22 protein-coding genes are annotated in these 23,636 nt (G+C 71.0%); 10 read left to right on the forward strand and 12 right to left on the reverse strand.

Annotated elements, in window-relative coordinates; all coding sequences use genetic code 11:
- Positions 1–95 precede the first annotated feature (95 nt).
- The 3 genes from folB (at position 96) to ACFXOM_RS33520 (ending at position 1,601) form a co-directional block, all read left to right on the forward strand.
- Positions 96–455, forward strand: coding sequence for a dihydroneopterin aldolase (gene folB / locus ACFXOM_RS33510; protein ID WP_384940246.1), 360 nt, complete (start codon positions 96–98; stop codon positions 453–455).
- The gene (gene folK, locus ACFXOM_RS33515) at positions 452–1,039 is read left to right on the forward strand and encodes a 2-amino-4-hydroxy-6-hydroxymethyldihydropteridine diphosphokinase (RefSeq protein ID WP_384940245.1); all 588 of its coding nucleotides are present in this window, start codon (positions 452–454) and stop codon (positions 1,037–1,039) included. The genes folB and folK overlap by 4 nt, the downstream gene beginning before the upstream one ends.
- Positions 1,040–1,115: 76 nt before the next feature.
- Entirely contained in the window at positions 1,116–1,601 is a 486-nt protein-coding gene (locus ACFXOM_RS33520; RefSeq protein WP_384940243.1) for a DUF3180 domain-containing protein, read from the forward strand.
- A 79-nt stretch (positions 1,602–1,680) separates the two neighbouring features.
- Here ACFXOM_RS33520 and folE read toward each other — a convergent pair whose 3' ends face one another.
- From folE to dacB, 6 genes are all read right to left on the reverse strand, one after another.
- Entirely contained in the window at positions 1,681–2,286 is a 606-nt protein-coding gene (gene folE / locus ACFXOM_RS33525; RefSeq protein ID WP_384940241.1) for a GTP cyclohydrolase I FolE, read from the reverse strand.
- 117 nt (positions 2,287–2,403) lie between these two features.
- Positions 2,404–4,428, reverse strand: a complete 2,025-nt coding sequence (gene ftsH, locus ACFXOM_RS33530; protein ID WP_384940239.1) for an ATP-dependent zinc metalloprotease FtsH — start codon at positions 4,426–4,428, stop codon at positions 2,404–2,406.
- A 149-nt stretch (positions 4,429–4,577) separates the two neighbouring features.
- The gene (hpt, locus tag ACFXOM_RS33535) at positions 4,578–5,117 is read right to left on the reverse strand and encodes a hypoxanthine phosphoribosyltransferase (protein WP_384940356.1); all 540 of its coding nucleotides are present in this window, start codon (positions 5,115–5,117) and stop codon (positions 4,578–4,580) included.
- A gap of 80 nt (positions 5,118–5,197) precedes the next feature.
- On the reverse strand, positions 5,198–6,241 hold the full coding sequence (tilS, locus tag ACFXOM_RS33540; RefSeq protein ID WP_384940237.1) for a tRNA lysidine(34) synthetase TilS: 1,044 nt from the start codon (positions 6,239–6,241) through the stop codon (positions 5,198–5,200).
- Positions 6,242–6,426: 185 nt separating this feature from the next.
- Positions 6,427–7,554, reverse strand: a complete 1,128-nt coding sequence (locus tag ACFXOM_RS33545; protein ID WP_384940235.1) for a zinc-dependent metalloprotease — start codon at positions 7,552–7,554, stop codon at positions 6,427–6,429.
- Between the two features lie 65 nt (positions 7,555–7,619).
- Entirely contained in the window at positions 7,620–9,029 is a 1,410-nt protein-coding gene (gene dacB, locus ACFXOM_RS33550) for a D-alanyl-D-alanine carboxypeptidase/D-alanyl-D-alanine-endopeptidase (protein WP_384940233.1), read from the reverse strand.
- A gap of 109 nt (positions 9,030–9,138) precedes the next feature.
- Between dacB and ACFXOM_RS33555 the strand changes: the two genes are divergently transcribed.
- Together ACFXOM_RS33555 and ACFXOM_RS33560 are read left to right on the forward strand one after the other, a co-directional pair.
- Entirely contained in the window at positions 9,139–9,633 is a 495-nt protein-coding gene (locus ACFXOM_RS33555) for an inorganic diphosphatase (protein ID WP_017949744.1), read from the forward strand.
- A gap of 216 nt (positions 9,634–9,849) precedes the next feature.
- Positions 9,850–11,499, forward strand: a complete 1,650-nt coding sequence (locus tag ACFXOM_RS33560; RefSeq protein WP_384947051.1) for a threonine/serine exporter ThrE family protein — start codon at positions 9,850–9,852, stop codon at positions 11,497–11,499.
- On the opposite strand, the gene ACFXOM_RS33565 is transcribed toward ACFXOM_RS33560, so the two are convergent.
- Entirely contained in the window at positions 11,496–12,185 is a 690-nt protein-coding gene (locus tag ACFXOM_RS33565; RefSeq protein WP_384940229.1) for a DedA family protein, read from the reverse strand. The genes ACFXOM_RS33560 and ACFXOM_RS33565 overlap by 4 nt on opposite strands.
- A gap of 134 nt (positions 12,186–12,319) precedes the next feature.
- Here ACFXOM_RS33565 and ACFXOM_RS33570 point away from each other — a divergent pair, with 134 nt between their 5' ends.
- The 3 genes from ACFXOM_RS33570 (at position 12,320) to ACFXOM_RS33580 (ending at position 15,697) form a co-directional block, all read left to right on the forward strand.
- Positions 12,320–12,685, forward strand: coding sequence for a YbjQ family protein (locus ACFXOM_RS33570; RefSeq protein ID WP_384940227.1), 366 nt, complete (start codon positions 12,320–12,322; stop codon positions 12,683–12,685).
- A gap of 302 nt (positions 12,686–12,987) precedes the next feature.
- Positions 12,988–14,259 (forward strand): ion channel protein, encoded by a 1,272-nt coding sequence (locus ACFXOM_RS33575; protein ID WP_384940226.1) that lies wholly within the window; start codon positions 12,988–12,990, stop codon positions 14,257–14,259.
- A 13-nt stretch (positions 14,260–14,272) separates the two neighbouring features.
- Positions 14,273–15,697: a glutamate decarboxylase gene (locus ACFXOM_RS33580; RefSeq protein ID WP_385041075.1), complete on the forward strand. Its 1,425-nt coding sequence runs from the start codon at positions 14,273–14,275 to the stop codon at positions 15,695–15,697.
- A gap of 360 nt (positions 15,698–16,057) precedes the next feature.
- Here the strand turns inward: ACFXOM_RS33580 and ACFXOM_RS33585 are convergent, their stop codons facing one another.
- Positions 16,058–17,566: an alpha/beta hydrolase gene (locus ACFXOM_RS33585; RefSeq protein ID WP_385041078.1), complete on the reverse strand. Its 1,509-nt coding sequence runs from the start codon at positions 17,564–17,566 to the stop codon at positions 16,058–16,060.
- Positions 17,567–17,878: 312 nt separating this feature from the next.
- Between ACFXOM_RS33585 and ACFXOM_RS33590 the strand changes: the two genes are divergently transcribed.
- Together ACFXOM_RS33590 and ACFXOM_RS33595 are read left to right on the forward strand one after the other, a co-directional pair.
- Positions 17,879–18,757, forward strand: a complete 879-nt coding sequence (locus ACFXOM_RS33590) for an alpha/beta hydrolase (protein ID WP_384940221.1) — start codon at positions 17,879–17,881, stop codon at positions 18,755–18,757.
- Positions 18,754–20,040, forward strand: a complete 1,287-nt coding sequence (locus ACFXOM_RS33595) for an MFS transporter (RefSeq protein WP_385041081.1) — start codon at positions 18,754–18,756, stop codon at positions 20,038–20,040. Before ACFXOM_RS33590 ends, ACFXOM_RS33595 begins: the two co-directional genes overlap by 4 nt.
- A 198-nt stretch (positions 20,041–20,238) precedes the next feature.
- Here the strand turns inward: ACFXOM_RS33595 and ACFXOM_RS33600 are convergent, their stop codons facing one another.
- From ACFXOM_RS33600 to ACFXOM_RS33615, 4 genes are all read right to left on the reverse strand, one after another.
- Complete coding sequence (locus ACFXOM_RS33600) at positions 20,239–20,463, reverse strand: hypothetical protein (RefSeq protein ID WP_384940217.1); 225 nt, start codon at positions 20,461–20,463, stop codon at positions 20,239–20,241.
- Positions 20,464–20,519: 56 nt separating this feature from the next.
- A complete protein-coding gene (locus tag ACFXOM_RS33605; RefSeq protein ID WP_384947042.1) occupies positions 20,520–21,071 on the reverse strand; it encodes a DinB family protein in 552 nt (183 codons plus the stop codon).
- Positions 21,072–21,230: 159 nt separating this feature from the next.
- Entirely contained in the window at positions 21,231–22,691 is a 1,461-nt protein-coding gene (locus ACFXOM_RS33610) for an aldehyde dehydrogenase family protein (protein ID WP_384947040.1), read from the reverse strand.
- A gap of 63 nt (positions 22,692–22,754) precedes the next feature.
- Positions 22,755–23,588, reverse strand: a complete 834-nt coding sequence (locus ACFXOM_RS33615) for a helix-turn-helix domain-containing protein (protein ID WP_384947075.1) — start codon at positions 23,586–23,588, stop codon at positions 22,755–22,757.
- Positions 23,589–23,636 lie beyond the last annotated feature (48 nt).

Raw genomic sequence — 23,636 nt, forward strand, 5'->3', positions numbered from 1 at the left:
GGTGTCGGTGCTCGCAGGTAGATTCGACTCCGTGCATTGCTGCCGCCCGCACGCGGCGCGTGCGCGCCAGCCCTACGAAAGCAGGAGTGATTCGCGTGGATCGTGTCGCGCTGCGCGGCCTCAGGGCCCGCGGGCACCACGGCGTGTTCCCCCGGGAGCGTGAGGAAGGCCAGACCTTCATCGTGGACTTGGTGCTCGGCCTCGACACCCGCCCCGCTGCGGCCGACGACGACCTGGCGAAGACCGTCCACTACGGCGTGGTGGCCGAAGAGGTCGTCGACGTGGTCCAGGGCGAACCCGTCGACCTGATCGAGACGCTCGCCGAGCGCATCGCCCAGCAGTGCCTGAAGCACCCCGGCGTCCAGGAAGTCGAGGTGGTCGTGCACAAGCCGGACGCCCCGATCACCGTGCCCTTCGACGACGTGACCGTGACGATCACCCGGAGCCGAGTATGAGCGACCCCACCGTGCAGCCCGTACCCGCCGCCGTGGTCGAGCAGGTCGACGCGGCGGACGTCACCCTGTCCAACCCGAAGCGGGCCGTGATCGCCCTGGGCTCGAACCTGGGCAACCGGTTGGAAACGCTCCAGGGTGCGGTCGACGCGTTGGAGGACACGCCCGGCCTGCGGGTCAAGGCGGTCTCCCCCGTGTACGAGACCGAGCCCTGGGGCGTCGAGCAGGGCTCCCAGCCGTCGTACTACAACGCGGTGGTGGTCGTGAAGACGACCCTGCCGCCGAGCTCCCTGCTGGAGCGCGGGCAGGCCATCGAGGAGGCCTTCTACCGGGTCCGCGAGGAGCGCTGGGGGCCGCGCACCCTCGACGTGGACATCGTCGCCTACGCGGAGGAGGTCTCCGACGACCCCGTCCTGACCCTCCCCCATCCGCGGGCGCACGAGCGTGCCTTCGTCCTCGCCCCGTGGCACGACGTGGACCCGGAGGCCCAGCTGCCGGGTCACGGCAGGGTCGCCGAACTGCTCGCCGACATCGGCCGGGAAGGCATCGCGCCGCGCGCCGACCTGGAACTCCGCCTGCCCGAGTAGTCGTTAGGCTCGTGGGGTCCGCGAGCCCGCAGACACCGCAATCCACGCCCCCACACTCCACGACGAAGGACTCTCGGTGAAGCAACTACGGCTCAGGATGTTGGCCGGGCTCTTCGTCGTGGCCGGGGTGCTGTCCTGGGGCGGCGCCAGGCTGTGGGACGCACTCGGCACCCTGCCCAGCGTCCCGCTCGCCGCGCCCATCGTGCTGGCCACGATCGCGGCGGTACTCGCCGCGACCGCGCTCTCCCTGCGCTCTCGGCTGCGCGCCCAGCGCGAACGCCGTCCTGAGGCGAAGGGCGTCGAACCCCTGATGGCGGTCCGCGCGGTGGTCTTCGGCCAGGCGAGCGCCCTGGTCGCCGCGCTCGTCAGCGGGATGTACGCGGGCGTCGGTGTCTTCCTGCTCGGCTCGCTCGACGTCCCTGCCCGCCGCGACCAGGCGATCTACGCCGGCTTCTCGGTCCTGGCGGGCATCGCCGTGGTCGCGGCGGCGCTGTTCCTTGAGCGGGTCTGCAAGCTGCCCGAGGACGAGGACGAAGGCAAGGGGCAGGTCCCGACCCCGTAGGACGCTTCCGTCGTACGGGCGGGGTGGTGCCGGTGCCGCGGGGGCGCGGAGCGAGCCCGGCACTGCAGCGGCACGGCGCTCATCGCGCCATTATCAGGCTCATCGCCTCCGAGCGGGTGGACGCCTCCCGCAGCTGTCCCCGCACCGCCGACGTCGTGGTCTTGGCTCCGGGCTTGCGGACTCCCCGCACGGACATGCACATGTGCTCCGCCTCGATGACCACGATCACGCCCCGCGCCTCCAGGATCCGCATCAGCGAGTCGGCGATCTGGGTGGTGAGCCGCTCCTGTACCTGCGGCCGCCGGGCGAAGACCTCGACCAGCCGTGCCAGCTTGGAGAGCCCCGTGATCTTGCCGCTGTCGGCCGGGATGTAGCCCACGTGTGCCACGCCGTGGAACGGCAGCAGGTGATGCTCGCAGAGGGACACGATCTCGATGTCCTTCACCAGGACCATCTCGTCGTGGCCCAGGTCGAACGTCGTCGTGAGGACCTCTTCCGGCTCCTGGCGCAGCCCGGCGAGGAGTTCCCGGTACGCCCGGGCCACCCGCGCCGGCGTCTCCCGGAGGCCCTCTCGGTCGGGGTCCTCTCCGACCGCGATGAGGAGCTCCCGCACGGCGTTCTCGGCGCGCTTCTCGTCGAACTCGCCGATGGTGCCCTCGCCGTCCAGCGTCACCGGGTCGGTCATCTGTGCCTCGTTCCTCGTGTCTGACTTGGCGCGAAAACGCCGCACTTCCCAGGTTAGAACCTGGGAAGTGCGGCGTTCATTCCGACGAGCGGTCGCCCGCGCCCGCAAACGCGCTGGTCAGGCTTCCGGTCGCTCGTCCTGGACTGAATCGGTCGGAGCCTTCGTGAGATCCGTCACCGCCGGCCCCGCGCCGTTCGCCGCACCGTTCGTCAGGGCGAGCTCCTTCGGGGAGAGCACCGGCGGACGGGTGGACGGAGTGCGGCGCGAGGAGCCGGTCCACGCCGGACGGGCCGGACGCTTCACGATCGGGGCGAAGACCTCGGCGATCTCCTCCTTGCCCAGGGTCTCCTTCTCCAACAGCGCGAGGACCAGGTTGTCGAGCACGTCGCGGTTCTCGACGAGGATCTCCCACGCCTCGTTGTGCGCGGTCTCGATGAGCTTCTTGACCTCTTCGTCGACCAGCGCCGCGACCTCTTCCGAGTAGTCGCGCTGGTGCGCCATCTCGCGGCCGAGGAACGGCTCGGTGTTGTCGCCGCCGAACTTGATGGCGCCGAGCCGCTCCGTCATGCCGTACTGCGTGACCATCGCTCGGGCCGTTGCCGTGGCCTTCTCGATGTCGTTCGCCGCGCCCGTGGTCGGGTCGTGGAAGACGAGCTCCTCGGCCGCGCGGCCACCCAGCATGTACGCCAGCTGGTCGAGCATCTCGTTGCGCGTGGTCGAGTACTTGTCCTCGTCGGGCAGCACCATCGTGTAGCCGAGGGCCCGGCCGCGAGACAGGATCGTGATCTTGTGCACCGGGTCCGAATTGGGGGAGGCCGCCGCGACCAGGGCGTGCCCGCCCTCGTGGTACGCGGTGATCTTCTTCTCCTTGTCGGACATGATCCGGGTCCGCTTCTGCGGGCCCGCCACGACGCGGTCGATCGCCTCGTCCAGCATCTTGTTGTCGATCAGCTTCTTGTCGCTGCGGGCCGTCAGCAGGGCGGCCTCGTTCAGCACGTTGGAGAGATCGGCGCCCGTGAAGCCGGGGGTGCGGCGGGCGACGGCCGAGAGGTCGACGTCCGGGGCGACCGGCTTGCCCTTCTGGTGGACCTTGAGGATCTCCAGTCGACCCTGCATGTCCGGACGGTCGACGGCGATCTGCCGGTCGAAGCGGCCCGGGCGCAGCAGCGCCGGGTCGAGGATGTCCGGCCGGTTGGTGGCGGCGATCAGGATGACGCCGCCCTTCACGTCGAAGCCGTCCATCTCGACGAGGAGCTGGTTCAGGGTCTGCTCGCGCTCGTCGTGGCCGCCGCCGAGGCCGGCGCCGCGGTGTCGGCCGACGGCGTCGATCTCGTCGACGAAGACGATCGCGGGGGCGTTCGCCTTGGCCTGCTCGAAGAGGTCGCGGACTCGCGAGGCTCCGACACCGACGAACATCTCGACGAAGTCGGAACCCGAGATCGAGTAGAACGGGACGCCCGCCTCGCCGGCGACGGCACGCGCGAGCAGCGTCTTGCCCGTACCGGGCGGGCCGTACAGCAGCACGCCCTTCGGGATCTTGGCGCCGACGGCCTGGAACTTGGCCGGCTCCTGCAGGAACTCCTTGATCTCCTGGAGCTCCTCGACGGCCTCGTCGGACCCCGCGACGTCGGAGAACGTCGTCTTCGGGGTGTCCTTGGTGATCAGCTTGGCCTTGGACTTCCCGAAGTTCATGACTCGGGAGCCGCCGCCCTGTGCCTGGTTCAGCAGGAACAGGAACACGACCACGATCAGGACGAAGGGCAGCAGGGTGAGGAGCACCGACAGGAACGGGCTCTGCCGCTCGGGCGAGACGGTGTAGCCCTTCTTGATCTCGCCGGCGTCGAACTTCTGCTGCAGGGTCTGCGCCAGCTGGACGCCCTGGTCGCCGATGTAGCTCGCCTGGACCTTGTCGCTGCCGTCGACCTTCTGGCCGTCCTTCAGCTCGACCTTGATCGTCTGCTCATCGCCGGTGGTCAGCTTGGCTTGCTCGACCTGGTTCTTGTTGATCGCCTGGACAACCTTGGCGGTGTCGACCGTCTTGTAGCCGCCCGACGAGCCGACGACCTGCATCAGCACGACCACGGCGAGGACGGCCAGCACGATCCACATGACCGGCCCACGGAAGTATCGCTTCACGTCCATCCATACGGAGCGATGTCGCCCCGTCCCTCCTGCCCGTAGGTAAATGCTGCTATGAGAAAAGACTGTTCTTCGGACGGTACCTCAGCATGGTGTCCCGCGACCGCCTTCCCATGCTCCAACGGCGGGAGGGCGGTCCGGGTTCCCGTGCTTCAGCCCCCGTAGACGTGGGGCGCCAGTGTGCCCACGAACGGAAGGTTGCGGTACTTCTCGGCGTAGTCCAGGCCGTAGCCGACGACGAACTCGTTCGGGATGTCGAAGCCGATCCACTTCACGTCGATCGAGACCTTTGCGGCGTCCGGCTTCCGCAGCAGGGTGCAGACCTCGAGCGAAGCGGGCTCCCGGGAGCCGAGGTTCGACAGCAGCCAGGACAGGGTGAGTCCGGAGTCGATGATGTCCTCGACGATCAGGACGTGCTTGCCCTTGATGTCGGTGTCCAGGTCCTTGAGGATGCGGACCACTCCGGAGGACTGGGTGCCCGCGCCGTACGAGGACACCGCCATCCAGTCCATCGTGACGGGGGTGGACAGCGCACGCGCCAGGTCCGCCATCACCATCACGGCACCCTTGAGGACCCCGACGATGAGCAGGTCCTTCCCCGCGTACTCCGCATCGATCTTCGCGGCCAGCTCGGCCAGCTTCGCGTCGATCTCTTCCTTGGTGATGAGGACCGATTTGAGGTCGGCGCCCATGTCCTTCTCGTTCACCCGCGTCGCTTCCTGTCTCTGCGCTAGCCGTGTCGGCACATCGGCCCGCTGGCACCGGTGCCGGCTCAGCCCTGCCGGATGACCAGTCTGCCACCCTGGCGGCGGGCCTCGACGCGGCCGGGCAGGTTCAGGGGCTTCTGACCACGCCAGCCGGTGATCAGTCGCTCGACCTCCTCGACGTGTCGTGCGAAGAGCGAACCGGCAGGTGAACCCGCTGCGACCAGGGCCCTGCGGAGCACCCGGCGGCGGACCGCACGGGGCAGTGCGTGCAGCTTCGAGCACTCGAGGAGACCGGATTCGTCACGAACGGTCTCGTCCGCCTGCGCGGCCCAGGAGTCCAGCGCATCGGCGTCGTCGCGGGAGAGCTGCGCCGTACGGGCGAGCGCCTCGACGACGCCCTTGCCGAGGGCCTTCTCCAGGGCGGGCAGACCCTCGTGGCGGAGCCGGGAGCGGGTGTAGGCGGGGTCGGCGTTCATCGGGTCGTCCCAGACCGGCAGGTGCTGTACCAGGCACGCCTTGCGGGCGGTCTGCCGGTCCAACAGCAGGAAGGGCCGCCGGTAGCGGCCCGCCCCCGAGACGGCCGCCATGCCGGAGAGGGACCGGATGCCGGAGCCGCGGGCGAGGCCGAGAAGGACCGTCTCCGCCTGGTCGTCGCGGGTGTGGCCGAGCAGGACGGCGGCTGCGCCGTGGCGCTCGGCGGCGGCGTCCAGGGCGGCGTAGCGGGCGTCGCGGGCCGCGGCCTCCGGTCCGCCGTCCCGTCCGACGGTGACGGCGACGGCCTCGACGGGATCGAGGTCCATGGTGGTGAGGCGGGCGGCGACTTCGGCGGCGCGGAGGTCCGACCCGGCCTGCAGGCCGTGGTCGACGGTGACGGCGCCGGCGCGTACGTCCAGCTTGCGGGCCTCGAAGGCGAGCGCAGAGGCGAGGGCCATGGAGTCGGCCCCGCCGGAGCACGCGACCAGCACCAGGGGCGGCCGGTCGGGGCTCCGTCCGGACCCGGGCCGGGTGCCGTCGGCGCCGGGAGGGACTTCGTTCCGTTCGGTGAGTAGATCGTGGAGTACGCGGCGGACCGCCAGGCGTATCGCCGCGACCGCAGGATGGGGACCCATGTCCGGTGCCCTTCGTGAAGTTGGGGGGTGCCTCGGTCGGAGTCGAGACGGGGGTTAGGTCACTCAGAGTGCGTCGATGGTGACAGAACCGCGCCGTTCCCCGAGCATTGCACGCCTACCCCTCGCCTACGGTCCCTCGGACGGGTGATTGGGGCGGAGTCGCTCTGCCGTCCGCCATTCGGCGCTCATGAGTCCGCCTTGCGGTGCACCCGCGCGATCCAATCCGCCGGTTTGGCGATCTCCGCCTTGGTGGGCAGCGTGTTCGGCGAGGTCCAGACGCGGTTGAAGCCCTCCATGCCGACCTCGCCGACCACGGCCCGGACGAACCGCTCGCCGTCGCGGTACTGGCGCAGTTTGGCGTCGAGACCGAGGAGCTTGCGCAGGGCGACGTCGAGGCGGGAGGCGCCCCGGGCGCGCCGCTGCTGGAACTTCTCCCGGATCTCCCCGACGGACGGCACGACCTGGGGGCCGACGCCGTCCATCACGAAGTCGGCATGCCCCTCCAGCAGGGACATCACGGCCGTCAGCCGGCCGAGGACCTCGCGCTGCTCGGGCGTCTGCACGATCTCGACGAAGGAGCGCCCCTCGTCCTGCTCCCCCTCGGGGCGTCCGCCGGCGAGGGACTGGGCGGCCTCGCGGAGCCGTTCCAGCACGGTCATGGGGTCGACGTCGGTCTCGGCGAGGAACGCCTGGATCTCGCCCTCCAGGTGGTCGCGCAGCCAGGGCACGGCGGTGAACTGGGTGCGGTGGGTCTCCTCGTGGAGGCAGACCCAGAGCCGGAAGTCGTGGGGGGCGACGTCCATCTCGCGTTCGACGTGGACGATGTTGGGTGCGACCAGCAGTAGCCGGCCACCACTCGCCGGTGCGCCGGGCAGCTCGCGGGTGGGCGGGGCGAAGGTCTCGTACTGGCCGAGGACTCGGGAGGCCAGGAAGGACAGCAGCATGCCCAGCTCGACACCGGTCACCTTGCCGCCGACGGAGCCGAGGACGGTGCCGCCCGCACTGCCCGCGCGGCGCTGCTGCATCTTGTCCAGCAGGGGTTTGAGCAGCTCGCGGAAGCCCGCGACATTGGCCCTGACCCAGCCGGCACGGTCGACGACGAGGACCGGGGTGTCCTCGGGCTCGTGGCCGTCGGGAACCATGCGGGTGAAGGACCGCACGTGTTCTTCGGAGGCCTTGGCGTGCCGCCGCAGCTCGGCGACGACTGCGCGCGCCTCGTCCCGGCTGACGTCGGGCCCCGGCCGTACGAGGCGGATCGCGGTCGCGACCGCGAGGTTCCAGTCGACCATCTCGGCACCACCGATGCTCGTCATGCGTCAACGGTACGTTGTCGACCGGGTGCACGGTGAGGTGTCGGACCTGCGCCGGCCCGGGCCGCTCAGGGCAGCAGGGCTCCTGCGAGGCGGTCCAGGGCTGGACGGGCGGCTTCCGCGGACGGGGAGCCGGCCGCGAGGAAGGCGAAGGCGAGTAGCCGCCCGTCGGAGGAGACCACCGTTCCCGCCAGGGTGTCGACACCGCTGAGGGTGCCCGTCTTGGCGCGGACCAGCCCTGCGGATCCGGCCGAGGAGCGGCCGCTGAGAGTGCCGGTGAACCCGGCGACGGGCAAGCCGGTGAGGACGGTGCGGAGTTCGGGGTGGCCCGGGTCGGCCGCGCGGGTGAGCAGGGTGGTGAGGCAGGCCGCGGAGACCTTGTCCGCTCGGTTCAACCCGCTGCCGTCGGCGAAGCGGGCCCCTGCCAGGGGGACCTTCAGCTGCTTGAGGCGTGCCGTGACGGCGGCTTCGGCCCCCGCGAAGCTCGCCGGACGGCCGGTGGCGAGCGCGGTCTGCCGGGCCATGGCTTCGGCGATGTCGTTGTCACTGTTCGTCAGCATCCGCTCGACGAGCGACGAGATCGGAGCGGAGTACGTCCGTGCGAGCGGGATGGCCTTGGCGGGGGCCTTGATCGGATCCGGGCCGGTCCTGGTGTTGATGCCGTGTTCGTTGAGCAGGCCGACGAACGCGCGGGCGGTGTCGCCCGCGGGGTCGGCGCTGCGGTCGGCGGGGCCGCTGGTCGAATCGTCGAGCCGCCCCTCGTCGAGCATCAAGGGACTGACGGGTGCGACGTTGCGGTTGGGGCTGATGGGGTGCAGGACGGGCCCCGTGTACAGCGAGGTGTCGTAGCCCAGGCGGACGGTGCTGACGCCGTGCTCACGCAGGGCGCGGGCGGTCCCGGCGGCCAGGGTGCGCAACCCCGCTTCATCGAGGGTGGGGTCACCGCCGCCGACCAGGACGACCGTGCGGAAGTCGGGAGAGGCCACGGCCGTGGTCGCGATCCGGTGGGTGGGTCCGGCGGCGGAGAGCACGGCGACCGCGGTGGCGATCTTGATCGTGGAGGCCGGAGTCATCGGGGTGCTCGCACCGTTCCCGTACAACTGTTCACCGGTGGCCGCATCGACGACCGAGGCGGTGTGCACCGCGCCGAGCCCGGGGTCGCCCATCAGCGGGGCGAGGGCCTTGGCGAAGACAGCGGCCGGCAGGGCCGGGGCAGCCGGCGTGGCGGGGCCGACGGCAGCGGCGAGCACACTCGGGGCACTGGGTGCGGGCACGGGCCCCGGGACCGCCGTCCTACCCCGCCCGCCGGGCTCGTGATGTGCGCCACCTGTGCGCCCGGCGGCAGCGGCGCGTTCACGCTCGGCCGTACGCTGACCGTTGTCCCAGGGGCCGGTCGCGGTCACCGCCGCGGCCGCCACGGCGAGGCCGACCACGGCCGCGCCTGCCGTGAGCTGCCACGTTCCTCGGTCGGGCACCATTGACCAGCCCCTTTCGCGATCACCCACCTGCGTAGGGGACACTTAATCACTGCGGATAGCGGATAGCCGCGTCACCTACATATGTGTTGATCATGGAGGAGTGCCACCCGTGGAGTTCGACGTCACCATCGAGATCCCGAAGGGTTCTCGGAACAAGTACGAGGTGGACCACGAGACCGGCCGGATCCGTCTGGACCGTCGCCTCTTCACCTCGACCAGCTACCCGGCCGACTACGGCTTCGTCGAGAACACCCTGGGCGAGGACGGCGACCCTCTGGACGCCCTGGTCATCCTGGACGAGCCGACGTTCCCCGGCTGCCTGATCAAGTGCCGCGCCATCGGCATGTTCCGCATGACGGACGAGGCCGGCGGCGACGACAAGCTGCTCTGCGTCCCGGCCTCCGACCCCCGTGTGGAGCACCTGCGTGACATCCACCACGTGTCGGAGTTCGACCGCCTGGAGATCCAGCACTTCTTCGAGGTCTACAAGGACCTGGAGCCGGGCAAGAGCGTCGAGGGCGCCAACTGGGTCGGCCGCGCCGAGGCCGAGGCCGAGATCGAGGCGTCCTTCAAGCGTCTGGAGGCACAGGGCGGCGCCCACTGACGCGCTCCTCGTGAACGGACCGGGCGGTGCACCCCACACGGGGTGCACCGCCTCGTCGCATACTGGCCGCACGCCCCCCGGCAGACGAGGTCGGACGACTGTTCGAACCCCCGGGAGGTGAGCGCACACGGTCCCGGGGTAGGCGGACGGGCATGATCGTCGACGCCCGCCGGAGCGGCGCGGCAACGGGGTCCACACGGGAGGAGTCGAGGAGCGGTGGTGGCGGAGCCCGAAGGTCCGGAGGCGGACCGGAAGCCGCAGTCGGACGAGGCGCGGAGCGCGTTCGTCCCGCCGGAGGGCGTGGACCGTCCCGGCCTGCCCGAGGAGGACCACCCGACCTCCGAGTTCGCCGTCCCGGATGGACTGATGACGGAACCCCCGGCAGAGCCGGAGGGGTCGGCCTTCGCTCCGCCGTCCACGTACCGCGCGAACGAGGCCCTGCCGGTGTTCACCCCGGCGTACGGCGTCCCGGTGGTCCAGCTCTCCAAGGACACCCCGTGGCAGGACCGGATGCGGACGATGCTGCGGATGCCGGTGAGCGAGCGGCCGGCGCCGGAGCCGGTGCAGCGGCCCGACGAGGCGGGCCCCGCCGTACCGCGCGTGCTCGACCTGACGCTGCGCATCGGCGAGCTGCTCCTCGCGGGCGGCGAGGGCGCCGAGGACGTCGAAGCCGCGATGCTGGCGGTCAGCAGCTCCTACGGGCTCGACCAATGCGAGCCGACCGTGACCTTCACCCTGCTGTCGATCACGTACCAGCGGTCGCTCGTGGACGATCCGGTGACCGCGAACCGGACGGTGCGCCGCCGGGGCACCGACTACACGCGCCTGGTCGCGGTCTACCAACTGGTCGCCGACATCAGTGCCGGGGACCACGAGATCAAGCTGGACGAGGCGTACCGGCGGCTGGCCGAGATCCGCCGCAACCGGCACCCGTACCCGGGCTGGGTGCTCACCACTGCGGCGGGCGTCCTCGCGGGGGCGGCGTCCGTACTGGTCGGCGGCGGGGTGCTGGTGTTCCTGGCGGCAGCCATCGGCGCGATGCTCGGCGACCGGCTCGCCTGGCTGTGCGCCGGGCGGGGGCTGCCGGAGTTCTACCAGTTCGTGGTGGCGGCGATGCCGCCGGCGGCGATCGGGGTGGCACTGAGCGCGGTCCACGCCGGGTTGCGCCCGTCGGCGGTCATCACCGGTGGGCTCTTCGCACTGATCCCGGGGCGGGCGCTGGTGGCGGCCGTGCAGGACGGCCTGACCGGCTACTACATCACCGCCTCAGCCCGGCTGCTCGAGGTCGCCTACTTCTTCGTGGCGATCGTCGTCGGGGTACTCACGGTGCTCTACGTGGGCGTGCAGTTCCATGCGAACCTCAATCCGGAGGGGGCCCTGGGCACCGTGCAGCGGCCCGTGGTGCAGATCCTGGCGTCCATGGTGCTCTGCCTGGTCTTCGCCGTGCTGCTCCAGCAGGACCGTTCCACCGTGCTGGTCGCGGCCGCGAACGGCGGGGTCGCCTGGGTGGTGTACGCGGCGATCGCGGTGACGGCCGGGGGGTCGGCGGTCCTGGCGACGGCGGTGGCGGCCGGGGTGGTGGGCCTCTTCGGGCAACTGCTCGCCCGGTTCCAGCACACCTCGTCGCTGCCGTACGTGACGGCCGCGATCGGTCCGCTGCTGCCCGGTAGCGCGACCTACTTCGGCGTACTGCACATCGCCCAGGCCGATACCGACCTGGGCTTCGCCTCGCTGGCCCGGGCCGCGGCGCTGGCCCTGGCCATCGCGATCGGCGTGAACCTCGGTGGCGAGATGGCCCGGCTGTTCCTGCGCAGCCCGGCCGTTGCCGGGCGTCGTCGCGCCGCCAAGCGCACCAGGGGCTTCTAGCGCTTCGCGTGGCGCCCGCGAGGGGCGGGCGGCGCCGGGACCCCGGGGTCGGCGGACGCTTTCTTCTTGCCCTTGGAACGGGCCCGCAGGAACTCGATCACGATCGGGACGACCGAGATCAGCACGATGAGGATGAGCATCAGCTCGATGTTCTTGTGGACGAACTCCACGTTGCCGAGAGCAGAGCCGAGCAGCGTGACGCCCGCGCCCCAGAGCATGCCGCCGATGACGTTGTAGGTGATGAACGAGCGGTAGTTCATCCGGCTCACACCGGCGACGATCGGTGTGAAGGTGCGCACGATGGGCACGAAGCGGGCCAGGACGAGCGACTTCGGGCCGTACTTCTCGAAGAACTCGTGCGCCTTCTCCACGTTCTCCTGCTTGAACAGCTTGGAGTCCGGGCGCCGGAAGAGGGCGGGGCCGACCTTGCGGCCGAAGAGGTAGCCGACCTGGTCGCCGATGATCGCGGCCAGCACGACGAGGGTGCAGACAAGCCACAGGGGCTGCTTGATCACATCGGTCGTCACCAGGAGCCCCGTGGTGAAGAGCAGCGAGTCGCCCGGCAGGAAGAACCCGATCAGCAGACCTGACTCGGCGAACACGATGGCGAGCACGCCGATCAGGCCGAACGTGGTGATCAGGTAGTCCGGGTCCAGCCAGCTCGGTCCGAGAGCAAGGGTGTTCACGAGATCCGGGCTCCTGTGGGTGGTAGTCGATGCGGCGTAACGGCTGCCCAAACGTATCAACGCATCCGGAGGGAGGCGGGTTCCACCTGCTCCCTCCGGATGCGGGGCGGACGGACGACCACGAAGCTGTGGCCATGGGTATCGATGACTACGGCGGCGGACAAGGCCCCCAGCCGGATGTGCTGGTCGTCACGACGAACGACGTGCCCGGCTTCCGGGTGGAGCGGGTGATCGGTGAGGTCTTCGGACTGACGGTGCGTTCGCGGCACCTGGGCAGCCAGATCGGTGCCGGACTGAAGTCGATGATCGGCGGCGAGTTGAAGGGGCTCACGAAGACGCTGGTGGAGACCCGCAACCAGGCGATGGAGCGGCTCGTCGAGCAGGCCCGCACCCGGGGCGCGAACGCCGTGCTGATGTTCCGGTTCGACGTGACGGAAGCGGCGGACGTGGGCACCGAGGTGTGCGCGTACGGCACCGCCGTGGTGATCGCCAGGCAGTGATGCCGCCCCCGCGCGGCGGGCACGGGCGGTACGGCGTTCTCCGCACGGCGTCGGGCCGACCACCGCGGTACGCAGGCCCCGCGGGCACGGGCGCCGCCGGCCGCACGCACCCCCGCGCCCGAGCGGCGTGGGGCGCTCGCGGGTTGGGCGGCAGCGGCGTTGGGGTGCGGTCGCTGGCCGCGGTCCTCGCGCCGCAGGCCGTCCTGCGCTTCTTCGTCCCGGCCCTCGAGGCGACCACGCCCGCCCGGAGCCGCCGAGCGTTATGACCGAAATACTAGAGTTAGCCCCGTTATCGTGAGGCCGTGACGACGACCGACGCGCCTCCGGCCGCCACCCCGGCCCGCGCGCTCCTGCCGCTGATCGTCCCCGCGCTCGTCGTCGGCGTCGCCTCGAGCCTCCTCCTGCTGGCCCTGACCTGGCTCGCGGACCGGCTCAAGGACGTCCTGTGGTCGATCGTCCCCGGCGCCCTCGGCATCGGCGGGTACTCGGCGCCCTGGACCATCGTGGTGCTCACGGCGACCGGTGCCGCGGTGGGGCTCGTGGTGTGGAAGGTGTACGGGCACGCCGGGCCCGATCCCGCAACCACGGGGCTCGTCGATCCACCGCTGCCCGCCCCGGTGGTGCCGGGACTCCTGCTGGCGGCCGCACTGGCGCTGGCCGGCGGGGTCAGCCTCGGGCCCGAGAACCCCATCACAGCCTCCAACATCGCGCTCGCCCACTGGCTGGGCCGCAAGGCGATGCCCGCGTCCCCCGCGCAGCTGTGGTTGTCGTTGGCCGGCGCGGGCACGATCGGCGCACTGTTCGGGACGCCCGTGGGCGCCGTGCTCATCCTGACCGAGAGCATCGTGGCAGTACCGGGTCCTGGGGCGCTCTGGGACAAGCTGTTCGGACCGGTCATCGCCGCGGGGGCCGGCGGGGCGACCACCGTCCTGCTCGCCCACCCCACCTTCGACCTGAACCTGCCCGTTCTCTCCACGTTCCACTGGGGCGACGTGCCGGCGGCGCTCGCGGTGTCCTCGCTCGGCGCCCTGCTCGGCATGGCGGCCGTGTGGGCCTTCCCCCGCATCCACGCCCTCTTCCGGCGGCTCCGGTACCCCGCGGTGATGATCACAGCCGGCGGCCTGGTGCTGGGACTCCTCGGCGCGCTCGGCGGGCCGCTGACCCTGTTCAAGGGCCTCTCGGAAGTCGGGCAGCTGGCCCGGGACCCCTCGGGTTGGTCGTCCGGGCAGTTCGCACTGATGACCGTGGTGAAGCTGGCCGCGCTCACCATCGCCGCGGCGTGCGGCTTCCGCGGCGGACGGATCTTCCCGTCCGTGTTCGTCGGGGTCGCCCTCGGACTGGGCGTGAGCGCCCTCGTGCCGGAGGTCCATCCGACGCTCGGCGCGGTCTGCGGTGTGCTCGGCGTGCTGCTGGCCATCACCCGGCACGGGTGGCTGAGCCTGTTCACCGCCGGCGTACTGGCCGCCGACCCCCATGTGCTCCCCCTGCTGTGCGTGGCCGTCGTACCCGCCTGGCTGCTGGTCACCGGACGGCCCCTGATGCAACTCCACCCCGACGGCACACCCCTGCACTGAAAGGCAGTCACCGATGGCTCTGCACAAGGGCGGCACCGGCCGCGAGGACAGCAAGGAGCTCCGCAGGCTCTCGATGAACCCGTTCTACGGGGAGGCGAACCCGGTCACCGACATGACCGCCGCCCCGCCCAAGCACCGGCTGCCGAAACGGCCGATGACACCGTCGACCGCGTACCAACTGGTCCACGACGAGCTGATGCTGGACGGCAACTCCCGGCTCAACCTCGCGACCTTCGTGACGACCTGGATGGAGCCGCAGGCCGGGATGCTGATGGCCGAGTGCCGCGACAAGAACATGATCGACAAGGACGAGTACCCCCGCACGGCGGAACTGGAGCGCCGCTGCGTCGCCATGCTCGCCGACCTCTGGCACGCGCCGGAGCCGGAGACGGCCGTCGGCTGCTCCACCACGGGGTCCAGCGAGGCGTGCATGCTGGCCGGGATGGCACTGAAGCGCCGGTGGATCAAGCGGAACGCCGACCGTTACCCGGGGCCCGGCGCCCGGCCCAACCTGGTCATGGGCATCAACGTGCAGGTCTGCTGGGACAAGTTCTGCAACTTCTGGGAGGTCGAACCGCGGCTGGTGCCGATGGAGGGCGACCGCTTCCACCTGGACCCGGAGGCCGCCGCCGCGCTGTGCGACGAGAACACCATCGGGGTCGTCGCCGTGCTCGGATCCACCTTCGACGGGTCGTACGAGCCCGTCGGCGAGATCTGCGCGGCACTGGACGCCCTCCAGGAGCGCACGGGCCTGGACGTCCCGGTGCACGTGGACGGCGCGTCCGGGGCGATGGTCGCGCCCTTCGTGGACGAGGAACTGGTCTGGGACTTCCGCCTGCCGCGGGTCTCGTCGATCAACACGTCGGGGCACAAGTACGGGCTGGTGTACCCGGGCGTCGGATGGGCGCTGTGGCGCACGCACGAGGACCTCCCCGAGGACCTGGTGTTCCGGGTCAACTACCTGGGCGGGGACATGCCAACCTTCGCCCTCAACTTCTCGCGTCCCGGGGCGCAGGTCGTGGCGCAGTACTACACCTTCCTGCGACTCGGCAGAGAGGGCTACCGCGCCGTGCAGCAGACGACGCGGGACGTCGCCCGCACCATGGCGGCGAAGATCGAGTCCCTGGGCGACTTCACCCTGCTCACCCGGGGCGACCAGTTGCCGGTGTTCGCCCTCACGACCGCGCCCGGCATCACGAACTTCGACGTCTTCGACGTCTCGCGACGGCTGCGCGAGAGCGGCTGGCTGGTGCCCGCCTACACCTTCCCGGAGAACCGCACCGACCTGTCCGTGCTGCGGTTCGTGTGCCGCAACGGCTTTTCCGCCGACCTGGCGACCATGCTGCTGGAGGACCTCGAGCGGATCCTGCCCGAGCTTCGTGCCCAGAGCGAACCGCTCAGCACGGACAAGTCGGCGGCCACGGGCTTCCACCACTAGCTTGTTGTGAAAGTAGCTCCGTCCGCCCGCAGGGCGGGGCCTGCGGCGTCTGGTGCGTGCGATCGCAAGGCGGAGGATCATCCTCGTACTGGACGTACTTGGATGACTCCGACAACGCAGCGAGCGTGCATGCCAGGCGTCGCGGGCCAGGAGGGACTTTCGCAACACGCCCCAGGCGGCCTCGGTCCCCCGCAGGCGCCGCCGGGGCCCGACCCCCGCTGCGCCCTCCCCCGGGACCCGGTGCTCCTGGGGTCCACGGCCACCTGGCCGGTGCCTGCGGACGGGCACCGGCCAGGTGGCCGCACCGCCGGACCCGCGGGGCTCGGTACCCGTTGCCCACCCGCGGCTCCGGCTGGTCCGCTAGCCGCAGCGGACGTCCCCGCGCGGGCGCTCGCCGGTCGCCAGGAACCGGGACACCGTGCGGTCGCCACACGCGTTCCCGTGTGCCAGGTAGGCGCCGTGCCCCGTGGAGTCCACCGTCACCATGACGGCGCGGGAGCCGAAAGCCGCGCGGAGCTTCAGGGCGCCGCTCAGCGGAGTCCCGACGTCCCGCGCGTTCTGTACGAGGAGGACGTTGGAGGGCCCACGCCCGGTGATCCGCACGGGAGCGTGCCGCGGCGGGTAGGGCCAGGCGGCGCAGACCAGCGCGTTGCGGGGCATGCCCGCGGTCAGCGGGTACTCCGCACGGCTCTTCCGGACGTCCGCGCGGTAGCCGGCGGCCGAGGTGGGCCACGCCACGTCGTTGCAGAGGGTCGCGGCAGCGACCGCGGCGCCGTTCTGCTGCAGCGCCTCGGAGGGGGCCGGGGGCGCGGGTGGCACCGTGCGGTGCTGCGCGGCGCGCACCAGCTTCGCCAGGGACGGGAAGCGGCTCGCCGGCGCGTAGAAGGCGTCGACCGCGGCTTGGCGCAGGACGTTGCCGTTCAGCTCCTCGGGGTTGGCGCCCGGCCAGGGGACCGGCTCGCGGTCCAACTGCGCCGCCAGGCGCAGGAACAGCGGCCGCACCTCGGCCGCGGTCCCGGCCAGACGGTCCGGGTTCCCGGGCGCGGACGCCCACGCCGCGAAGACCGGGAAGGTGTCCTCCACCCCGGTCTCGAAGCCCGCGAGCCAGGCACGGGCCACCCGGGTGGGGTCCGGGTCGTCGTTGCTGTCCAGCACGACGCGGTCGGTACGGTGCGGGAACAGCTGGCTGTAGACGGCACCGACGTACGTCCCGTACGACACGCCCCACGCGGAGAGCCGGCGTTCGCCGAGAGCTGCCCGGATCCGGTCGATGTCACGGGCTTCGTCGACGGTGCTGATGTGTCGCATCAGCTCACCACCGTTGCGTACGCAGGCGTCGGTCATCCGGCGGGCGGCGGTCATGTTCTGCGTGATGGAACCGTCCGCGGCCGGATAGGGCCGCAGCGTCGTCAGGGCCAGGTCGGCCCGGTCGAGCGCGCAGTCGACGGTGGTGGACGGGGCCAGCCCGCGCGGAGCGAAACCGATCAGGTCGTAGGCGTCCCGGACCTCCTGCGGAAGCTTCTGCCCCTTGCCCGAGGGGTCGTTGATCCCGGAGGTGCCGGGGCCGCCCGGGATCAGCATCAGGGCTCCACGTCGGGCGGCCGGCTTCTCGGCGCGGATGCGGGAGACGGCGACGGTGATCCGGGGACCGTCCGGGTGGGCGTGGTCCATCGGCACCTTGAGCCACGCGCATTCCTGTCGGGGGTCCAGCCCCCGGCCCGGGCAGGCGGTCCACTCCAGGGCGGGGGTCGGTGCGGCCGCCGGGGCGGCGACCGCCGTGCCGAGCGGGGCGGCGACCGCCAGGAGGGCCGCGGAGACGGCTGCGGAGACGGCGGTCCACGGGGTTCTTCTCTTGCCGGTGGGGTTCATGCACACGAGGCTCGCGGATCCGGCCTGCCACGCCACAGCCGGTCAACCTCCTTTTCCTGCGGGGGATTACCACCGGGCGGCTCCGCCGGCTCGAGTCGAGGACGGCCGGAGCACGGCCCGGCGGAGACGTACCGGACCGCGGCACCCGCACGCGGCCTGGGGCAGGAGCGGAGCAGGTGGTGCCGGGGCGCAGGGGCACCGGCTCCCGGCGACGAGGAACGGGCCACGGCAACGGGCCACGGAACGGCACAACGGAGGACTCCACGGCCTCGCCACGTCGCCGACCGGGCTCCCCGATGGTGAGGTAGGCCCATGACCGCAAGCCCACAGGCTCCGTCCCGGGGCAGACGCCCGATCAGTCTGGACGCCTCCGGCCTCGCCCTGTCCGCGCTGCTGCGCGAGCCGGAGGGTACGGCTCCACGGGCGACGGTGATCGCCTTGCACGGCGCGGGAATGAGCGCCGGGTACTTCGACGGCCAGGCGCACCCGGACCTGTCGCTGCTCGAGCTGGGCTCGGCGCTCGGCTTCACGGTCCTGGCCGTGGACCGGCCGGGTTACGGGCAGTCGGCCGAGCTGCTCCCCGAGGGGCAGACCCTCGTCGAGCAGACCGGCACGCTGCAGGCCGCGCTCGACGACTTCTGCTCGCGCTACGAAACCGGTGCGGGACTCTTCCTGCTCGCCCACTCCTTCGGCGGGAAGCTGGCGCTGACCACCGCGGCGGGCGATCGAGCGAACCGGCTGCTCGGGGTGGACGTCTCGGGCTGCGGGCACCGGTACGACGTACTGCCGGAGGACCTTCCCGACGCTCTCGAACGGGCGCACTGGAAGAGGAACTGGGGGCGGCTCTCCCTCTACCCGTCCGGCACGTTCCAGGCTCGCGAGGGTCTCTTCTCACCCATGCCGGCGCGCGAGCGCCTGGCAGCCGAGGAATGGCCCGAGTGCTTCGCCGGGCTGGCGCCGCGGATCCGGGTACCGGTCCGGTTCACCTTCGCGGAGCACGAGTACTGGTGGCGCCACGACCCCGGGACGCTCGCCGACCTCGCGTCCCGGTTGACCTCGGCGCCGCGCGTCGTCGTCGACCGCCAACCGGACGCCGGCCACAACATCAGCCTCGGCTACGCGGCACGCTCCTACCACCTGCGCGCGCTGGGGTTCCTGGAGGAATGTCTGCTGCGACGGGGCACCGTATGAGCGGATCGTTCCTGCACAAGGCCGTCACCACCGCCTTCCGGTCCCTGTCGGTGCGGAACTTCCGGCTCTTCGTGCTCGGTCAGATCACCTCCATGACCGGCACCTGGATGATGGTCGTCGCCCAGGACTGGCTGGTCCTCGGCCTCACCCGGGACTCGAGCGCCGCACTGGCCACGGTGACCGGCCTCCAGTTCACCCCCGTGCTGCTGCTCACCCTCTTGGGCGGCCGGCTCGCGGACCGCTTCGACAAGCGCGCCCTGCTCACCGCCGCGAACCTGGCCTCGGCGATGTTGAGTCTGTCGCTCGCGCTGCTGGTGCTGGCGGACGGGGTCCACCTGTGGCACCTGTACGTGTTCGCCGTCGCCCTCGGCACCGTCAACGCCGTCGAGGTACCGACCCGGATCTCCTTCGTCGGGGAGCTCGTCGGCACCGAACTGCTCCCCAACGCCTCGTCACTGAGCGGCGCGTACTTCAACGCCGCCCGCGTCCTCGGGCCCGCTCTGGCCGGGCTCCTGATCAGTGCCTTGGGCACCGGCCCGGTCATGCTGCTCAACGCGGCCAGCTACCTGGCGACCGTCGTCGCCCTGCTCATGATGCGGCCGGACGAGCTGCAACGCGGCGCCCGCCCCGCTTCCAGGGTCCGCGTCCTGGACGGACTCGCCCATCTGAGGGACCGTCGGGATCTCGTCCCCCCGCTCGTGCTGGTGGCGGTGATCGGGCTGTTCGGCCTCAACCTCCAGCTCACGCTGCCGCTCATGGCGAAGACGGTGTTCCATGCAGAGGCGGCCGCCTTCGGTCTGCTCACGACCGCGGTGGCCGCGGGTTCGCTGCTGGCCGCGTTCGCCGGTACGGCCCGGCGCGGCCGTCCCCCCGAACGGGTGGTGATCGGTGCCGCCTTCGCGTTCGGCGTGCTGGAGGCGGCCGCCGGGCTCGCCCCCGGCTTCGGCGCCGCCATGGTGCTGCTCGCCCTCACCGGCTTCGCCTCGATGTACTTCGCGCAGGCCGCCAACCACCGGATCCAGCTGGGCAGCGATCCCCGGTACCGCGGGCGGGTCATGGCCCTGTACACCCTGATCCTGCAGGGTTCCGCACCGCTCGGGGCTCTCTTCGTCGGCCTCCTCGCCGAGCATTTCGGCGCACGGTCCGGGCTGTGCGCGGGCGGCCTGATCTCGCTGAGCGCCGCTCTCGCAGCCGCGGCGGCCGAGCACACGAGACGCGGGCGCACCGCACCTGCTCCGGGCCCGGCCGTTCCCGGAAGGCCGACTGCGGGCAGCAGGTCCTGACCGCCCCGGGTCCCGAGGGCGGTGGACACGGTCAGGGTGCCGGCAGCAGGGCACGGCCGGGCGGCTTCGCCACCTCTGAGTGCAGCAAGGCGCCCCCGGCCGTGCACGGCCCCTGCTGCCGCACGCCCCGGCACCGTGCGCCGGATCGCCGGCCCCCGCGTCTCCCCGTCCCGCCACGCCGCCGGAGGGGCGGGCCCGCTACGGCGACCACTTGTACTTGCCCCCGCCGACCCACGTCACAGCCGCGGGATCGTCGAGGTCGAGGTGCTTCAGCCCCGCGCCGAGCGCCAGCTTGATCACATCCAGCATGTCGTGGGCGGTCCCCACCGTCTCCCCGTTGATCTCGACCAGCCGGAACGGCGGATCGCCGGGGATGACGGGGAGGACGACCACCGGGACCGGGACCACTCCGTCTTCACTCATGTTCCCTAGCGTGTGGCAGAGACACCGCGGACGCACGGGGAGGCTTCCTTTTCCGGTCAGTCGACCGCGCTCCGGCTGCTCTCGAGGTCGACGAGCTCGAAGGCCGTCTTACCGTCCAGCGACTCGCGGATGATGTCCGCGTGGCCCGCGTGGCGCCCGATCTCCTCGACCAGATGGACCAACAGCCAGCGCATCGAGACCCGCCCGTCCTCGGGGAACCACGGCGCTTCGGGCAACGGGAAGGTGTCGTTCATGCTCGGCACCGAGCGGATGAATTCCTCGGTCTCCTTGGCGACGCCGTCCCAGAAGGCCAGCATCTCCGGGACCGTCTCCTCCCCCACGAGCCGGAACCCTTCGCTCCACGTCTCTTCGGTGCGCTGCCGCTCGTTCGTCCGCTGCTGCGCCATCCGCAACCAGTTCAGCTCGCACTCCGCGACGTGCTTGAGGAGTCCGGACAGCGAGAGCTCGCTCGCGCTGGGCCGGCTCGCCGCCTGCTCCTCGGTCAGCCCGAGGACGGACCGGCGGATCGCGCCGCGCTGCGCCTCGACGAAGCCGAGCAGCGCCCCGCGCTCGTCGCCGTGCGCCTCTGCGGGAACGTGAGTGACCATGACGTCTGCCTTCCGGTAGCTGCCGGTGCGACGGCTCCTGCCGCCCTGTCACCACACACGCTACGGATCCTTGCGGTCAGCTTCTGTCCTCAAACCCACGGCACTCCGGTTCCCCCCGAACGAGCCGAGAACGGCGATCGCCCGTACTGGCGCCGACCGTCAGAACGGAACGACGGAACGCCCCCGCTGCACCGAGATCCACTTCCGCGAGGTGAACACCTCCACCATCGCCTCGCCGTTCAGCCGTCCGAGGCCCGATGCCTTCTCGCCGCCGAAGGGCACGATCGGCTCGTCGTGGACGGTGGAGTCGTTGACGTGGATCATTCCGGTGTGGATCCGCCGGGCGAGCGCGATACCCCGCTCGACGTCCCCGGTGTGGACGGCTCCGCTCAACACGTACGGGGTGTCGTTGGCGATCCGGACCGCCTCCTCCTCGCCGTCGAACGGCACGAGGAGCACGACCGGGCCGACGACCTCCTGTGCCAGGACGGAGGCGTCGGGGGCCAACCCGGTCAGCACGGACGGGGAGACCACGTTGCCGTCCGCGCCGCCCCGGAGCAACGCCGTCGCACCGTGCTCGACGGACTGCTCGACCAGGCCCATCACCGCTTCTACCTGCCGGAAGTCGATGAGCGGGCCGATATGGGTCCCCGCGTCGGCCGGGTCGCCCACCACGAGGGACCTCACCTTGGCAACCAGCTTCTCCGTGAACTCCTGCTCCACCGTGCGGTCGACCAGGATGCGGTTGGCCGCCATGCAGACCTGCCCCTGGTCCAGGTACCGGCTGAAGACCGCCGCTTCGACGGCATCGTCGACGTCGGCGTCATCGAGCACGATGAAGGCGCTGTTGCCGCCGACTTCAAGGACGGCGTGCTTGAGGTGGGCCGCGCAGACGGTCGCTACGTGACGGCCGACCCGGTCGGACCCGGTGAAGGAGATGACCTTGGGGACGGGGTGTTCGATGAGCGCGTCGCCGATCTCCGCTATATCGGTGATCACGACGTTCAACAGTCCGGGCGGCAGCCCGGCGTCCTCGAACACCTTCGCCACCAGGGAACCCCCGCAGACCGGCGTGTGCTGGTGCGGCTTGAGGACCACACCGTTGCCCAGCGCCAACGCCGGCGCGACGGACTTGATCGCCATCAGGAAGGGGAAGTTGAAGGGGCTGATGACCCCCACCACCCCTACGGGGAGCCGGTAGACCCGGTTCTCCTTGCCGTCGACCGGGGACGGGAGGACGCGGCCCTCCTGCCGGAAGGGCAACTGCATCGCCTCGCGCAGGAACTCCTTGGCGAGCTGCAACTCGAACCCGACCGTGCCCCGCGTGGCGCCCAGCTCGGCGACGATCGCGTCGGAGATCTCCGCCTCGCGGTCCTCGATGATCCGCAGGGCTCGCTCGAAGATGTCCCGGCGCACGTAGGCACTGGTCGCGGCCCACTTCATCTGCGCACGCTCCGCGGCCCGGTAGGCCAGGTCCACCTCCTGCGCCGTGGCGATGGTGATGGAGGCGAGCTTCTCCTCGTCGTACGGATTGAAGTCGATGACGTCCCAGGAGCCGCTGCCCGGGCGCCATTCACCATCGATGTACTGGAGTGCCAGATCGCTGAAGAAGGAGGACATGAGATCCCTAAGCGCCTCAGAAGCAGATGCAACTACCTGATGTCACGTCATCGTACTTGCGTCTCACGTGAGTTGGAGCAGACCACGGAGCAGGTCACGGCTCTCCGCGGCGCCGGGGCTGTCCTCTCCGAGCCGCTCCATGACCCGTTCGTACTGGGCGACGTCCTCGCGCTTGTCGAGGTACAGCGCACTGGTCAGCTGTTCCAGGTAGACGATGTCGGAGAGGTCCGACTCCGGAAAGCGGAGCATGGTGAAGGCCCCCGACTCGCCCGCGTGGCCGCCGAAGCTGAACGGCATCACCTGGAGCGTGACGTTCGACTGCTCCGAGACTTCGATCAGATGCCTCAACTGCCCCTGCATCACCGAGCGGTCACCATAGGGGCGGCGCAGCGCGGCCTCGTCCAGGACGACGTGGAGACGGGGAGCCCGTTCGGATACGAGCACCTTCTGGCGTTCCAGGCGCAGGGCCACGCGCCGGTCGACCTCGGCTGACGGTGCGCCCGGCATCCCGCGGGAGACGACCGCGTGGGCATAGGCCTCCGTCTGCAACAGGCCGTGGACGAACTGGACCTCGTAGATCCGGATGAGCGAGGCGGCACCCTCCAGCCCGATGTACGTCTGGAACCAGCCGGGCAGCACGTCACCGTAGCTGTGCCACCAGCCGGCGACGTTGGCCTCCTTCGCCAGGCTCAGCAGGGCGGCGCGCTCGGCCTCGTCCGTGACGCCGTAGAGGGTGAGGAGGTCCTCGACGTCCCTGGCCTTAAAGCTCACCCTTCCCAACTCCATGCGGCTGATCTTGGATTCGGACGCCCGGATCGAGTAGCCCGCGGCCTCACGGGTGATGCCGCGCGACTCGCGCAGACGCCTCAACTGCGAGCCCAGCAGGATGCGGCGCACCACTGACCCGCCCCCGGGCCCTTCGGACCGGGGGTAGCCCCACGACTC

Source organism: Streptomyces sp. NPDC059169, assembly GCF_042755225.1.
Taxonomy (GTDB): domain Bacteria; phylum Actinomycetota; class Actinomycetes; order Streptomycetales; family Streptomycetaceae; genus Streptomyces.

What these genes read in the sequence shown, in the direction of transcription:
- folK (WP_384940245.1), top strand. Translation starts at nt 452, where the DNA reads ATGAGCGACCCCACCGTGCAGCCCGTACCCGCCGCCGTGGTCGAGCAG.
- folE (WP_384940241.1), bottom strand. Translation starts at nt 2,286, where the DNA reads ATGACCGACCCGGTGACGCTGGACGGCGAGGGCACCATCGGCGAGTTC.
- ftsH (WP_384940239.1), bottom strand. Translation starts at nt 4,428, where the DNA reads ATGGACGTGAAGCGATACTTCCGTGGGCCGGTCATGTGGATCGTGCTG.
- hpt (WP_384940356.1), bottom strand. Translation starts at nt 5,117, where the DNA reads ATGGGCGCCGACCTCAAATCGGTCCTCATCACCAAGGAAGAGATCGAC.
- tilS (WP_384940237.1), bottom strand. Translation starts at nt 6,241, where the DNA reads ATGGGTCCCCATCCTGCGGTCGCGGCGATACGCCTGGCGGTCCGCCGC.
- ACFXOM_RS33545 (WP_384940235.1), bottom strand. Translation starts at nt 7,554, where the DNA reads ATGACGAGCATCGGTGGTGCCGAGATGGTCGACTGGAACCTCGCGGTC.
- dacB (WP_384940233.1), bottom strand. Translation starts at nt 9,029, where the DNA reads ATGGTGCCCGACCGAGGAACGTGGCAGCTCACGGCAGGCGCGGCCGTG.
- ACFXOM_RS33570 (WP_384940227.1), top strand. Translation starts at nt 12,320, where the DNA reads ATGGGTATCGATGACTACGGCGGCGGACAAGGCCCCCAGCCGGATGTG.
- ACFXOM_RS33580 (WP_385041075.1), top strand. Translation starts at nt 14,273, where the DNA reads ATGGCTCTGCACAAGGGCGGCACCGGCCGCGAGGACAGCAAGGAGCTC.
- ACFXOM_RS33585 (WP_385041078.1), bottom strand. Translation starts at nt 17,566, where the DNA reads ATGAACCCCACCGGCAAGAGAAGAACCCCGTGGACCGCCGTCTCCGCA.
- ACFXOM_RS33590 (WP_384940221.1), top strand. Translation starts at nt 17,879, where the DNA reads ATGACCGCAAGCCCACAGGCTCCGTCCCGGGGCAGACGCCCGATCAGT.
- ACFXOM_RS33595 (WP_385041081.1), top strand. Translation starts at nt 18,754, where the DNA reads ATGAGCGGATCGTTCCTGCACAAGGCCGTCACCACCGCCTTCCGGTCC.
- ACFXOM_RS33600 (WP_384940217.1), bottom strand. Translation starts at nt 20,463, where the DNA reads ATGAGTGAAGACGGAGTGGTCCCGGTCCCGGTGGTCGTCCTCCCCGTC.
- ACFXOM_RS33605 (WP_384947042.1), bottom strand. Translation starts at nt 21,071, where the DNA reads ATGGTCACTCACGTTCCCGCAGAGGCGCACGGCGACGAGCGCGGGGCG.
- ACFXOM_RS33610 (WP_384947040.1), bottom strand. Translation starts at nt 22,691, where the DNA reads ATGTCCTCCTTCTTCAGCGATCTGGCACTCCAGTACATCGATGGTGAA.